At 46.2% G+C, this 13,150-nt stretch carries 9 protein-coding genes and 6 pseudogenes; 7 read left to right on the forward strand and 8 right to left on the reverse strand.

Going from position 1 to position 13,150, the window contains the following annotated elements; genetic code table 11:
• Nucleotides 1–110: 110 nt before the first annotated feature.
• The 3 genes and pseudogenes from ACH0VJ_RS01900 to ACH0VJ_RS01910 all read right to left on the reverse strand — a co-directional run bounded on the left by ACH0VJ_RS01900 (nt 111) and on the right by ACH0VJ_RS01910 (nt 3,928).
• Nucleotides 111–1,313, reverse strand: a complete 1,203-nt coding sequence (locus ACH0VJ_RS01900; protein ID WP_000347147.1) for a MalY/PatB family protein — start codon at nt 1,311–1,313, stop codon at nt 111–113.
• 12 nt (nt 1,314–1,325) lie between these two features.
• Nucleotides 1,326–2,777 carry a Na+/H+ antiporter NhaC gene (gene nhaC / locus ACH0VJ_RS01905; protein WP_001276628.1) on the reverse strand — a complete coding sequence of 484 codons (1,452 nt, stop codon included), beginning with the start codon at nt 2,775–2,777 and terminating at the stop codon, nt 1,326–1,328.
• A 143-nt stretch (nt 2,778–2,920) separates the two neighbouring features.
• Nucleotides 2,921–3,928, reverse strand: a pseudogene (locus ACH0VJ_RS01910) (LacI family DNA-binding transcriptional regulator).
• A gap of 257 nt (nt 3,929–4,185) precedes the next feature.
• Between ACH0VJ_RS01910 and ACH0VJ_RS01915 the strand changes: the two are divergent.
• From ACH0VJ_RS01915 to ACH0VJ_RS01925, 3 genes and pseudogenes are all read left to right on the forward strand, one after another.
• The gene (locus ACH0VJ_RS01915) at nt 4,186–5,652 is read left to right on the forward strand and encodes a hypothetical protein (protein ID WP_000987828.1); all 1,467 of its coding nucleotides are present in this window, start codon (nt 4,186–4,188) and stop codon (nt 5,650–5,652) included.
• 323 nt (nt 5,653–5,975) lie between these two features.
• Nucleotides 5,976–7,124, forward strand: coding sequence for a hypothetical protein (locus ACH0VJ_RS01920; protein ID WP_000213485.1), 1,149 nt, complete (start codon nt 5,976–5,978; stop codon nt 7,122–7,124).
• Between the two features lie 200 nt (nt 7,125–7,324).
• Nucleotides 7,325–7,396: pseudogene (locus ACH0VJ_RS01925) on the forward strand (IS200/IS605 family transposase); the annotation flags it as partial.
• Between the two features lie 26 nt (nt 7,397–7,422).
• Here ACH0VJ_RS01925 and ACH0VJ_RS01930 read toward each other — a convergent pair.
• Nucleotides 7,423–7,629, reverse strand: a pseudogene (locus ACH0VJ_RS01930) (nitronate monooxygenase); the annotation flags it as partial.
• Nucleotides 7,630–8,430: 801 nt separating this feature from the next.
• Between ACH0VJ_RS01930 and ACH0VJ_RS01935 the strand changes: the two are divergent.
• Nucleotides 8,431–9,220, forward strand: a pseudogene (locus ACH0VJ_RS01935) (helix-turn-helix domain-containing protein); the annotation flags it as partial.
• Between the two features lies 1 nt (nt 9,221).
• Here the strand turns inward: ACH0VJ_RS01935 and ACH0VJ_RS01940 are convergent.
• From ACH0VJ_RS01940 to ACH0VJ_RS01950, 3 genes and pseudogenes are all read right to left on the reverse strand, one after another.
• The gene (locus ACH0VJ_RS01940; protein WP_077907594.1) at nt 9,222–10,130 is read right to left on the reverse strand and encodes a hypothetical protein; all 909 of its coding nucleotides are present in this window, start codon (nt 10,128–10,130) and stop codon (nt 9,222–9,224) included.
• A gap of 279 nt (nt 10,131–10,409) precedes the next feature.
• On the reverse strand, nt 10,410–10,742 hold the full coding sequence (locus tag ACH0VJ_RS01945) for a DUF1493 family protein (protein ID WP_000253154.1): 333 nt from the start codon (nt 10,740–10,742) through the stop codon (nt 10,410–10,412).
• A pseudogene (locus ACH0VJ_RS01950) lies at nt 10,736–10,834 on the reverse strand (STM2901 family protein); the annotation flags it as partial. The pseudogene ACH0VJ_RS01950 and the gene ACH0VJ_RS01945, both read right to left, overlap by 7 nt.
• A 264-nt stretch (nt 10,835–11,098) precedes the next feature.
• Here ACH0VJ_RS01950 and ACH0VJ_RS01955 point away from each other — a divergent pair.
• The 3 genes and pseudogenes from ACH0VJ_RS01955 to ACH0VJ_RS01965 form a co-directional block, all read left to right on the forward strand.
• Complete coding sequence (locus tag ACH0VJ_RS01955; RefSeq protein ID WP_000885424.1) at nt 11,099–11,347, forward strand: type II toxin-antitoxin system Phd/YefM family antitoxin; 249 nt, start codon at nt 11,099–11,101, stop codon at nt 11,345–11,347.
• Nucleotides 11,337–11,621: a type II toxin-antitoxin system RelE/ParE family toxin gene (locus tag ACH0VJ_RS01960; RefSeq protein WP_000221343.1), complete on the forward strand. Its 285-nt coding sequence runs from the start codon at nt 11,337–11,339 to the stop codon at nt 11,619–11,621. The genes ACH0VJ_RS01955 and ACH0VJ_RS01960 overlap by 11 nt, the downstream gene beginning before the upstream one ends.
• Nucleotides 11,622–11,677: 56 nt before the next feature.
• Nucleotides 11,678–11,869 (forward strand): annotated as a pseudogene (locus tag ACH0VJ_RS01965) (Rid family hydrolase); the annotation flags it as partial.
• Nucleotides 11,870–11,920: 51 nt separating this feature from the next.
• Here the strand turns inward: ACH0VJ_RS01965 and ACH0VJ_RS01970 are convergent.
• Entirely contained in the window at nt 11,921–13,000 is a 1,080-nt protein-coding gene (locus ACH0VJ_RS01970; protein WP_000954687.1) for an S-adenosylmethionine:tRNA ribosyltransferase-isomerase, read from the reverse strand.
• Nucleotides 13,001–13,150: the final 150 nt, after the last annotated feature.

Genomic DNA, 13,150 nt, shown 5'->3' on the forward strand with positions numbered 1-13,150 from the left:
TAAAACTGCGCTCCGGACCCAACCGGCCTTGATGGCCGGTTTTTTTACTGGCGCTCAGGCGATATCATGTCGCAGAAATAACACCGTTGTCAGTTTACCGCCCGAAAAATTCATCCGCCTGTTGGTATTCCTTTGATTGTCTTCACCGATATTCGCTTCAGGCCGTCTATTGCCATTTCAAGGTAGGTACGTGGACATCCCAGATTTAAACGGATAAATCCGCTGCCCGCCGGGCCAAAGCCGCTGCCCATTGAAGGAGCAATACCCGCGACATCCGCCATTACCCATTTTAGCTGTTCGTCATCCAGTCCCAGTTTTTTACAATCCATCCATAATAAATAGGTTCCCTGCGCCGGGACAATTCTTGCCCAGGGAAGGTGCACTGTCGCCTGTTCAACAAACCAGCGGCGGTTTTCCGCCAGGTAATCCAGTAGCGAATCCAGCCACTGTCTGCTTTCATTCCATGCGATAGTCGCCGCCTGAACGGAGAGGGCGTTAAAGACGTCCAGCCCATGAGCGTCCAGACGAGACAGGAATCGCTGGCGAAGCGTAGGATCGGGAATGAGAAAATTAGAAATTCGCAACGACGATAAGCCAAACGTTTTGCTGGCCGCAGTGGCGGAGATGACCCGTTTATGCCAGCGCTCCCCTAAATGCAGTACCGAGGTAAAGGTTTCGCCGGGCAGCAATAGATCGGCCCATATTTCATCCGAGATGAGAGTGACATCATAAGCTTCACATAATAAAAGCAGTTGCTCCAGCTCGTTGGCCGACCAGCAACGCCCGGTTGGATTATGTGGATTACACAAAATCATCAGCGGAGGGCGCTCATGGCGAAACAGCCTTTCCAGTTGGCAAAAATCCATCTGGTAGCCGTCGTCCGGCGACTCGCTAAGGGGATTCTCCAGCAGTTTTCTACCATTAAGCGTGATTATTTTGGCGAAGGAGCCATAGTATGGTCCCTGTACCACTACGCCGTCGCCTGGATGCGTCAACATTTGCACCAAGAGTGCCAACCCTGGTACGACGCCTTCCACGCTGCATACCCATTCCTGTTTTAACGTGAGCTGGTGGCGTGACGAAAACCAGTGAAGCAGGGCGTTAAAATAGGCTTCATCACGATCGCTATAGCCAAATACGCCGTGCTCGATTCGCTGATGCAATGCCGCCTGAACCTCAGGCGGGCAGGCAAAATCAAAATCAGAAACCCACATCGGCAGCAGTTTCCCTGCGCCATCGCCAAAGTGACGCTCAATAAAATCCCACTTTACCGAACCAGTATTGTTGCGATTGATAATCTGGTTAAAATCCATCTTGTTTCCTTATTATTCCGTCACTGACGATTGCGGCGACTTTTCTGAGGCGGAGGCAGTTCTGGCAATACCAATTCCGCTAAAACCATAAATTAATGCGAAGAAGATTGCCGCATAGCATTGGATAGCCCAGGGCAGAAGATCAAGCGTGCTAACGCCCAGCGTGGTTGCCATGTAGACGCCAGCCGAGGTCCACGGCAGGAGAGGTTCGATAACGGTACCGGCATCTTCTATCGTCCGTGAAAGGTTTTTAGTATCCAGCCCCATACGACGATAGGCATCTTTAAACAGTTCGGCGGGAACTAACAATGCCAGTTTACCGTCGCTGGTCGCTCCTGTGACCAAAATTGTGGTGCCGATAGTGGCGGCAATGAGTTGACCAACGCTATGAATAATGGTCAGCAATCGGTTAATGATGATCGTTAACGCGCCGGTTAACGTTAGCGCTCCGGCAAATGAAAAAGCGCAGAAAACTAACAGTATCGTTCCCATCATCGAGAACATTCCGCCCCGGTTTAGCAGGTGCGGAACATCGGCCACGACACCTTCTGCGCCTTGTGGGAACATGGCGATATCAAATCCATCAATGAAAGCGTCCAGTCCCTGTTTGATGCTCAGTCCCTGCATGATGACGCCGAGGAACAAGGCAAGTACGCAGGCGCTTAACATTAATGGGATGACAGGCTTCTTGCGAATTGCGCCCCACAGTACGATCACCGGCGGCAAAATAAGAACAATATTAAAATGGTATAGCGACTCCAGCGAGTGGATGATGTCCGTAACGCGCTGCGGCGTAGCCACCTCGCCCAGCATATTACTGTGTCCGGCGATAAGATAAACCACGGCGGCAAGCAGGAAACTTGGCAGGGTCGTCCAAAGTAAATGCTGAATATGCTCAAACAGAGTAGTGTCTGCGACAATCGCGGCAAAGTTAGTCGAGTCGGACAACGGTGAGATTTTGTCGCCGAAATAAGCGCCAGAAACGACGGCGCCAGCTGCTGCTGCAAGAGACACGTCCAGCCCGGCGGCAACCCCCATTAACGCAACGCCAACCGTCCCGGCGGACCCCCACGATGTACCGGTACAGACGGAGACCACGCTGGTTAAAAAGAAGGCTGCAATCAAAATATATTCCGGGCTTATGAGTTTTAGCCCCCAGTACACCATGTAGGGAATGGTGCCGCTAAACATCCAAGTGCCAATCAAACCGCCCACGCAGATCAGGATCATGATAACCGGCATTGCTTTAGCCAGCTTATCCACCACTGAGTTGATGATGTCTTCCCAACAGTATCCTTGCCACCATGCAATGCCTGCCGCTACCGCCGCAGAGCACAGAAGGAGCGGTTCGATACGTAGCCCCATGATGCCGTAACCGATAATCAACAATAACAACATGGAGATGACTGGGATTAGCGCTAAACCCAATGACAGCGTTTTCTTCTTGTTTTGTGATGCACTCATAATGGAGCTCCGGTCAGTAAGGTAGCTCAAGGGTAGGGGGATACGCTTCTCACTACTGTGATCCATTACTTTCGTCCATGTAACCGATTACATGAGAAGGGTTAATTTGATAGTCATCACAGTTTTTACTGTTGACGACGCATTCATCGTGAAAAATAGGGCGCGACAGAATCGCGGATCACCAGTTCGGCATTGAAATGATTGCTGCTGGGCGGCGGCGTAATGCCCTAGTATAACTGTATCGCCAGTTGCGCGGCACAACGCGCCATTTGTTCGACCGGATAATGCATTGTTGTTAACGCCGGATAAAGATACCGGGCCAGCACCACATCATCAAAGCCGACAATAGAGAGCTGTTGCGGAAGCTGAACGCCGCGTTGATGAAGAATACGCATAATGCCAGCGGCCATCACATCGTTAAACGTGACCGCTGCCGTAAGGGGAAGCCCGCTATTAATAAGTTGATGCGCGGCCCGCTCGCCGCCTTCTTCGTTAAACGGAACGCTAATCACCCAGCGAGGGTCTGGAGAAATACCATATTCTTCCAGCGCTTCACGGTAACCATCAAGGCGTTCCTGACGATCGATAATTGGCAAGTCAGATGTCACACAGGCAATGCGCCGATGCCCGTTCGCCAGGAGATATCGGGTCGCTTCCCTGGCGGCGCTGCGATTTTCCAGCCAGATACACCGGTTGGCCATACCGGCGATATAACGATTCACAACAACCAGCGCTGGAAAGTGGGCTGCGTAGCGCAGCAGCTCTTTATCCGGTAATCGGCTGGCGTGTACAACAATAGCCTCACAACCTTGATTAACCAGAAAATCCAGTCCCGCTTTTTCCATTTCTTCGTCGTGGCCGCCGCTACATACCATCAAGCGATACTGCTGCTTACGAGAAACATCTTCTACGCCGCGAGCAAGGCGGGCAAAAAAAGGATCAGCCAGATTGCCGGTTAACAATCCGAGCATATCGCCGCTGCGTTTCGCCAGCGCGATAGCGGCGGCATTCCGGCGATAATTGAGATCGCGCATGGCTTTCTCTACACGTTCGCGCGTGACGGGTTCAACCCACGCGGTCTGGTTAATGACGCGTGATACAGTCGCGGTTGATACACCGGCCATGGATGCAACATCCTTTATTGTCGCCATGTTAAGCTCATATTTGTTCGTTTAAAGGGTATCAAAGCCATTGATTATCATGTTACGTGGAAATCAGTGCAATCACTGCGGCGCAGCCTGAATTTATAAACATTTTTAAAATCATCCTAAATCCTGGTAACTGCAAATTTTAGTAGCTACCTCAATGAGTTATTGACCACTGAATTTTCTACGATAACATGGCTAACAATATACACATGATAAGAACCACTACACTGGGAAATCGTTGCGTGGTGGTTCGGAGATAGATGATGAGTAGTATTACAAAAAGCATACAGAATGAATATGTTTTACTGATGGAAAACGCTTTTTCTGAAAAATATAAATATGCATTTAGAAATTTAGAACTAAAAGAATTACGTAGATTCATCCTGAAAGAGCTAATTAGCTCTCCCGAGTTAGATAATCAACTTACAAACCTAATCGTGTTGCTAAATAAATTTTGGGATACTCACGCCGCGGCGCTTATAACAGAAGTGCGGGCGTCTAAAAGTTATCGATTATTACTTCCGATTCAACGCTTTGGTTATAACATATCTAATCACCTTAGATCTCTGGGGATTTATTTTGATAGCATCATAATGGTTGATCCATTACATTTTCCTTCTCTTAGCTCTCTGCATTCATTTTTGTCATTGCCACCAGATAATAGTTATGTCCGCATGCGCAGGTTGGTATTACTTGAACATGTTTCTAATCTATTTCGCGCCATCCCGTTTATGACTATTGATGATGATTATCCAATTTTTCTAATCGTTCCTGAATTACTGGATTTTGATAAAGAACGCAATCATGAACAATCTGCCGCTTTTCTAAGCCAGCTCTTTTTTAAAGATAGAAAAATGGATTACGCTACTTATTTAGCGTTTCTTGAGCACTTTGGGAGAAATGAAGAAACATTCCAGAAGATCCTAACAAATAAAGAATTATTAAAAACATTGCTTAATAATTTCAATAACATCGAAAAAGAAGTCTGGGTTTACGATACAGATTTAAAGAGTTTTACAACAAGAGAGGTAGATCTTCTGGATTACGATCTGCCGTCAGCTATAGCAACCTTACTGGGTAAGGTTGAAGGTGCAATTTATGCACAACGATCAACTCAATTATCGGCAACACTATTAGGCATTGATCCGGTTATTTATAGTAACCATATGTTTTTACATGAATGGACTACGGAGCAGTTGGTCAAGGATTATGGTAAATTAAATCCTCTTTCTTCTGAAGAGCAAGCGATTACAATGGGCCTTTCAGCCGCGGAAGTAAAATTCCTTACTGCGCTTTCCGATCTGGAATTAAAAAAGATTAGAGAAAGAGGTCAACTGGAATCCTTAAGGCATGAACTAAGAATCTCAAGGCATGACTTGCAAGGAAAAACACCAGATCAAATGCAAGATGCGGCAAATAATTTTTCAAAACATTTAATCAATGTGGTCGAAGAGTATGGAAAGTCGCATGAATCAGCCATTAAGAATTCAAAGAAAAAAAAGATCTCATCTGGATTAATTTTTGCAGGAACAGCCACGTTAGGTATAGCTTCACTTGCCATGCCGCAATTGACATTACTTTCAGCAGCAGCAACGGGAATTGGCCTGGCCTTTGGAGGTAAAAGTCTGGCAGATATTTTTAGTGAACATAAAGCACATAAAAATGAAATCCAGATATTAGAAAAAACACCCGTATCGCTTTTGTATGGGGCATATAAAAAGAAATAGTAATACTGTGTATACCGTCTGGTAGCGGAAGTCTGGCATTTGATAGTTTTTGAAGCAATTGTCGTAAAGTTACTCAAACAATCACATTGTTCAGGAAAGCCTATGAGGAGATGGTTGAGAATAGGGGGTCTTCCGCTGATTCCCCGAACTATCCACCAGTTCATGCAAACGCTGTGCTAACTGGCCACTGTTTTTCCCCGGTTGCTGCTTTGACCGTCAGATTTTCCAGTGTATTGTCAGTATCATAACGACCTGGACGCCGGCGAATTATCTGAGGAGTAACATGATGAAAACAAGGAAGACAGTTTTTCCGGGGGAAATATATGACAACGTCTGACAATCAATTACCCTCTGCAAAGCGCGGGGAACTAGCCACAGCTATACAGCGCGGCACTGGCGAGTTAAGAACTATTGGCCATGAGATGACGGTAACGAAAGCATTCGGGAAGCTAGGCATGCTGGCGGTAAAAGGTATTCCTGTTGTTGGCCCTGTCATCGACGCGGCGAAGGAACTGTCGCAGGGATTGATAGATCGTGAGAACAGAGAACGGCAGCGACGCCTTCAGGATTACGTACTGGGTGTGGTCCGGGACGAACAGTACAACGACACCGTGGAATTCCGGGAGGAGGACGTGATCCCGGTGATTCGTAAACTTGCGGCCGACGATGAGACCGCTAAAACCGAATACTATACCCGCCTGACCGTATCACTGGGCCGTACTCCCCTCAGTGTCATGCCGGACGATCTGCGCTACCACTTTATCCGTCTGGTGAGCTCGCTAACTTGCTATCAGATAGCGTTTGCCCGGGAGCTTAAAATCCGAAAAACGGTACCAGTGCGCGGTACCGCCTCATTTGAGGAGGCGGAGCTGGCACTGACCGGTCTGGACAGCGGCATGGCGATGCAGGCAGTACGGGCCTTGCAGAACGCGGGGCTGCTCAAGGAAAAGACCTATCTTCCTCGGGAGCAAAAACCGGAGGGTATCCTGTACGAAACTACATCCGACTTTACCACCCTGATGGGGCTGCTGTTTCACCCGTCTGATTTTGAGCCGGAGACGGTGGACCTCCAGCGTAAGGAGATAAGCGACATCATTATTGTCGGAAAAATAGGGTTTATCGATAACCTTTATGTGACATATCTGCCGGCAGCGCTGAAGAAAGCCGGACTCAACGCAAAATTCGTGGAGAGTAATGACAAGCACTTCACAACAGACTGGGCACCGCTCTATCTTCAAACAGGCATAGAGGGAGAGGGTTATGACAGAAGGATCAAGCTATATCTTACGCGGGAAAGCCTCCCTCCCTGGAAGAGTAAGGCGGATAATTACCTGAGTTGCAGCTTTGAAACAAGGACCTATGTGCGGGATAAAAGCAGCAGTAAGAAAGAAGCAGACTATTTCAGAGAACAGATGGATCGGGTCGTTACCAGTATCCAGACGCAATTTAATAAAATTAAATCCTCATCCTGATCTGACATAGTACTGGACTGTACGTACGATAGAAGCCGCTCATGCGGCTTTTTTATTGTCTATGGAACCCCCCCAGCCAGGCTGGGGGTTCTGGAAAGCTTTCAGCTTTTAGCCAGTTATTAAAACCCCTTTTGATTTGTTAAAACATCTTGCGGTCTGGCAACTGCAAAAGTTCAACAAGAAATCAAAAGGGGGTCCCAATGGGGGACGAAAAGAGCTTAGCGCACACCCGATGGAACTGTAAATATCATATAGTTTTCGCGCCCAAATACTGAAGACAAGTGTTCTATGGAGAGAAGCGTAGGGCAGTAGGCAGCTTTTCTGCTGTTTCTTCAGGCGTTGATACAGCAGTTTCCGCTGTTAAGCCCGCATTTGGGCCAAGCACACCCAAACCACCGGCGTTGCTTACGGCTGCAACCAGTCTTGCATCGGTAAGCCAGGACAATGGGCCTTGTATAACAGGTTTTTCAATACCCAGGATCTGGCAGATACGGTTGTACTTCATGACGTGATCTCCTTCGAACAAATTTTCAGCCAGCCTTTTAGGCGACTGTGGTAGTTAATTAATCTGAAGAAGATCTTAAGCCTCTTTATTGTTACGAAAAACCATCCAATCTTTAAAACAGAATTACTGATAAAGTAACAATAGTCAGGTCGGATATGCACGAAAGAGCGTTATCAGAGATGTGCATCCGGACCAAAAACCTCGCACAGCCAGTCGATGAATACGCGAACTAATTCTTCGCAACCTTTTTGGATGTTCGGCGGCGTCGTATACAAAAACAAACAGGCTAGGCGATACGGTTACGCATGTGTAGGTCATGCCAGGCGCGACGCTAATGAGTCCTACGGCGATGCCGTGTTATCTGCAGCGCGTGAAAAGAGTTTTCCGTCTGAAATGCCGTGGGCGCTCGCTGATGCGCTGCGCGACGATTTCATCCTGGACTGACACACTGACAATGACGAACCGAACACAATGGCCGGTTTTTTTATGCCTGCGCGGCGTGTGCTGCGTGAAATAGTGTGCAGGATAGCGGGTGCAAATCAACAGAATTCGCGCAGCGTCACGGCAGGGAAGGGATCAAACTTATGGGCCAGAAGTTTTTTGACATGCACGAATCCAGCCGGCTTAACATGTCTTTTAATTGTTCTGGTGTATTTAACATAATATACATTATGCGCATCAACATTGTAGAGGCTCAATGCTAATGTCTATTTGTGGCTCATTTATAGGAATGTCCAGGCTATAGTTCTCAGATCTGCATGTCTAGACAACGACTCGCATTTTCCTGATGAGGCGTTTTCTATGGCTATACATGACGCCGGGATGTTCACCGTGAAAGGAATCAACCGCCTCAAAATCCTTCAGGATGCCATCGACCGCAATTTACATCCCGGTCAGGCTGCTGAGATGCTCGGCATTACGCCACGCCATTGCAGACGGCTGCTGAAACGTTATCGCCAACTCGGACCACTTGGCATGAACAACCATAGTCGTGGCCGCGTTGGTAACCGTCTGTTGCCAACTTCACTGATAGATCAGGCACTCTGTATAATCCGGGAGCACTACCGTGATTTTGGCCCCACGCTGGCGCTGGAAAATCTGGAGGAAGTTCACGGTCTGGTTCTTGGCAAGGAAACTATCCGACGCCTCATGATAAAAGCCGGAATCTGGATCCCTCGCAGATAACGCGCGCCGAAAATTCATCAGCCTAGTTACAGGCGGCCTTGTACTGGCGAGCTGATACAAATTGATGGCTGCGACCACCACTGGTTTGAAAGCCGGGGTCGACCCTGTACTGCTTTGGTCTATGTTGACTATGCCACCAGTCGCCTGATGCACCTGCTGTTTGTGAAATCTGAATCCACAGATTGAGGACAGCGAGCACAGTCGCCGGGCCATCGGTAAATATATCGAAGTCTGGCATTATCCTGACGGGCATAAGGAACTGCGGCTGAATGGCGTTCTGCTCCCCTATTCCACCTTCGACCGGTTGTCGGAGGTGGACCCCGTCGCAGTTGTTGATAATAAAAGACTGGGTCATGTGCTTGGAGTTGTGCGCCAGGCCCAGAGAAAACTGGACAATAATCGCTCACTTAAATAAAGAGATGTCGTAAAAATGCCAGCTCAGGCCTGCGCTGCGCCAAAAAATCAACTAACGGATTGAACCACTCTGGACGCTGCCACTGCGAAAAGTCAGGACAATTCGCTGTCGTCATCGGGCTATTCATTAATGGATGTTCAATCATTGGTGTACTTAACCCTTGACGTGCTCGCCAGTTTTTTACCGCCTGATATTCAAATGGCCAGAGTAATAGATCCTGACGCTGAATTTCATAGCCAGTCAAGCAACAACGCTTATCGCTATTATGAAAATCAGTCCACTCAAGATGCTTATCACATAGCGTAATCAATCCGGTGCGGACTAGTTCATCATCTGATGACAATAAAATGTTTTGGCAAAAGTCCAGATAGACAGGATCAACACGCACTTGCATTGCTTCCCAGTTGATTGTATCCCCCCGTTCACGCGCCATTATCTCCATCGCCAGGATGCCCAATTTCTGTTCACGATAAAACGGAACAATTTCTTTCAATACGCCGCTTTGAAACCCGCGCTGAATGGCCGGATAGCAATAGGGAACTAAAGAGAATTGATTGCAGGCGAATAGTGTTAACCAACTCTCTCCCTGCTCGCTAAACTTCGTGGTATGTCCCCGCTCTTCCCGAATATCAAAATGATCACAAGCTAGCCCGATACTCCATAGAGCAAGATTAGTACAAAGCAATGAGTTATCTGCTTTCCCTGTTTTATAGCAACCATCAAAATTGAGCGCGTCATTAGCCTGCAAGAAACAAAATAATTGAGTACTGATAAGCACCATTAGATCATCTTCAGCTTGATAAATTTTATCCAAACGCTTCTGAACCAGTTCAGGATTGAGCCGATAATAGCGTTCAAAATACTCATCTTTCCACAGTACATGTTTCTTAACATGGTTCACAACTTGTTTATAAGTGGGCATGGTGTCACCTAATAGTCCATTATTTTAGCGTTCAATATATATCTTTATAGAGCGTAAGGCTCTATAACTTGTTAGGGCATATTAACAATATAACTTACTAACATATTTCCCTAGCAGAACATAAGCGTCAAGCTACTGTCGCCTGTGTGATTCTGCTCCCAAGATTGTTAGAGGACATTTGAACTTTGCTGGCAGGCGGACATTTCTACTTAGCCTTGACAATAATGACGGAGGGCGGAAAGCAGCCCCCAGCGTGAATCAGTCATACAACCAGCAACCAGCCCTGGCAGACGCAATGAGCATACCTATCGTGAAATCCGGCACCTGAGGAATATCGTTTTTGCGAAACGGATTAAGCAAATGTTTTAGCGGTGGTTCTGGCGGATAGTATGTTGTGATCGAGAAATTCCCTTTATCTACATTGAATGTCGTAAAAAAATCATCCATCAATGCCAGTACTTCATCATCTTCCAGCTGTAGATCTGAATCCAAATCTGTTGACGGTGTCAGTTCTTTTTTCTTAAAAAGGTAAATTCCATCATGGCTTCTTACCAGTTCATAAATCCGCTGTTCAAGAGTATCACTTACCATATTTTATCGCTTCCTCTGGCAATACGGTTGTAATCCCTGACTGTACGATCTGCAATCTGCGACACGTCAGAGGCCAGAATAATCCATCCGACTGTTCAGCAAGGCCACCAAGTAAAATAATATCACCATCTGCAAGGCTGACTTCGGTTGTTACATCACGCTTGATAAGGGTTGGCGAGTTATTGACGCCGGTTTCAGTGGTCATAAGTTAGGTTCTGGACATCTGAACTTAGCCTTGAAAAAACCGTCAGCTGCCCGCATCACTGACCGGGCTGGAGCTGAATCCCCTTCGTGAAGGATGCTTTTATTAGTACTATTAAAGGTGCTATATTTAGTCATCAACCAGGAGGTAAATTATGGCATTTCAAATTTTAACGACTACTGCAGCAAGCATTACAGAACTGAAACGTGATCCAATGGGAACTTTCAATGCCGGAGATGGCGCTCCAGTTGCCATTCTTAACCGTAATGAACCGGCTTTCTACTGTGTGCCTCCGGCACTTTATGCTCATCTTATGGATATTCTTGAGGATGAAGAACTCGGTCGTATTATCGATGAGCGTGCGAATGAACGCGTCATTGAGGTCAACATTGATGACTTATAAGCTGGCATTTAACGAATCTGCACTAAAAGAGTGGAAAAAACTGGGTCATACCATACAGGAACAGTTTAAAAAAAAGCTACGGGAACGGCTCGAAAACCCTCGGGTTCCTGCTTCGCAATTACATGGAAGAAAGGATCAGTACAAAATTAAGCTGCGTGGTGCAGGATACAGGCTGGTGTACAGCGTCGAAGATGAAATTATCACGGTAACTGTCATTGGTGTTGGAAAGCGTGAAAATGATGCCGTCTACAAAATGACACGGCACAGAAGCTAATCACTCAGGAAATGCTCTCTTTCCCGTCAAGCGATACGACAAACAGGCTCAGTTCTTTTATGTGCACATTCGATGACATAGTGGATGTCACCACATTCCATACCGATCCAGAGCAACAACTTAACGACGTGATGGCGGTGAAACAGGAGATATTTGCCCTTCCCCCTTATCCTAACTGGACCGCTGTTGGCGTTACCTGGCTGGCCGGCTTTGATTTTGAAATAAAGGTTATTGCCCGAATCCCCTGATGCTTATTCTCGGTAAAACCGGTAGCATTATGTGTACCGGTTTTATTTTATTCATCCCTGCCCTTCATCCTGTATGATTAACATGCAATCACCAAACATATCGAACTGACATGACTGGATATCTTCTGAGGCATAGGCCTTCATGAGTAGATCAACCCCAGCAAACTGACCGGTTAACACCATATGCGTCGTTTTTGGCTGATGTAAGTTCGTTAGCAGGCAGTCAACCACTTTCAGTTGATAACCTGGATGTATATAAAGCGCAGTCCAGCCAGAACTTGCTTTGAGGCAATTGTGCTCCCTCGAATACGCGGACTCCAGGCATCGTGTAACGGTAGTTCCTACGGCAAAAATACGTCCGCCATTTTGCTTCGCAGTATTAATGATATCCGCTGTTGCTTGCGGAACCTCGTAGTATTCTTCGTGGATAGTCACTTCCTCTACACATTTTGTTTGTATTTTTCTGTTGGACAACATTTCTGTTGATGCAACATGTAAAGTGATGAAGGATATTAACCCACCTTTATCTTTGATTCTTTGGATAAGATCCCAGGTAAAATGAATGCCGGCAGAAGGTATTTCCAAAGAACCATACTTTTTAGAAAAAACGGAACGGTAAGCATCTGGATATTTATAAAACAAGCTGGAGTCCACATACTCATCAAGACGCTCACCATGACTGGCTAAATAGCAAATTAAGGCCTCATGATTTTCCACGACGGCCCGGTACTGGCTCTCCTCGCTAAACCTTTGCTCTATCTTAATGGAAATTTCAGGGTTATCAACCAAATAGAAAACATCATTCGCGTTAAGCCTTTCTTTTAAAAGTCCGGAAATAATTACTCTATTATTTGGTAAAAATCCCTCTAAAACAATTTTAATTAACCTATTCTGTCTTGTTTTACAGATAAACATATGGTTTATTATAGTACTGTCGTTAAAACAGATTACATCACCTTCTTTGATATAATCTGTTAATTTACTAAAGTCTACCTTATGAATTTCCCCTTTACTCCGGTTGAGGACAAGCATTTTACACTTTTCCCTGTATGAATCATTGGCTATCCAATGAGGTCTGAGTGGGATAGTCATCTGATCGGTAATGCGAAAATCATATTTTTCGGTAAGCATATATTTACCCTTTGAAAAACCATTGATACGGCGATTGTTATATAGCCGTATTCTGCAGTATACGTTGGCCTTTCAAAGGGTGAAAATTAACTCGATAAATGTTGTTGTTATATTTACTTTGCTGGCTATTTAATCAATGTCAGATACCGA

Source organism: Salmonella sp. 2020_1459, assembly GCF_043847915.1.
GTDB lineage: Bacteria > Pseudomonadota > Gammaproteobacteria > Enterobacterales > Enterobacteriaceae > Salmonella > Salmonella enterica.